Below are 535 nucleotides of genomic sequence, written 5' to 3' on the forward strand. Positions count from 1 at the left end.
AATACATTCTTCCCCAAAAATGAAGTTTTAGCTTAATAGCGACGAGCTCCCGATAGTGGAAAATCTCCATGCTTCTATTAACTGGTTAGTTGAAGAAGAATTTGTTCCACAACTCTTAAGTTATTATAATATAAAAAAATTAAATTCACCTTCTACAATCCATTCAAATGGCTCAATCACCGCATCTTTTGAATTCCCTGAAAGTACTAAACTTAAGCAAAATAATTAACAATCCTATGTAAGAAAGTTTAGGTAGCTAATAGCATATGTTTTATTGAAAGGATGTGATTGAATTATGGAACGGCCGAACTGGGGAATTGGAGGATTAGTATTCGTTGGCTGCATGTTTCTTGGTGGAGGGGTGGGATCTATGTTAGGAAGTACCCAAACTGGATGGCTAATAGGAATGGGTGCTGGATTTCTTGGGATGGCTTTAACGAGACTGATTAGAAAGTAATATAACGGGAATTCTTCTTTCAGTAAATAAGGAAATATGCATGTAAGTAATTAATGGCATAAGAGCTCTATAAATTAT

At 35.0% G+C, this 535-nt stretch carries 1 protein-coding gene; it reads left to right on the plus strand.

Annotated features, from left to right (window positions below):
• Window positions 1-295: 295 nt before the first annotated feature.
• A complete protein-coding gene (locus tag V7038_RS29250) occupies window positions 296-457 on the plus strand; it encodes a hypothetical protein (RefSeq protein ID WP_000441013.1) in 162 nt (53 codons plus the stop codon).
• Window positions 458-535: the final 78 nt, after the last annotated feature.

It is taken from the genome of Bacillus sp. JJ783 (assembly GCF_036963225.1).
GTDB classification, from domain to species: domain Bacteria; phylum Bacillota; class Bacilli; order Bacillales; family Bacillaceae_G; genus Bacillus_A; species Bacillus_A cereus_U.

Excerpts from the sequence above, each read along its gene's own strand:
- V7038_RS29250 (WP_000441013.1), top strand. The coding sequence starts at position 296 with ATGGAACGGCCGAACTGGGGAATTGGAGGATTAGTATTCGTTGGCTGC.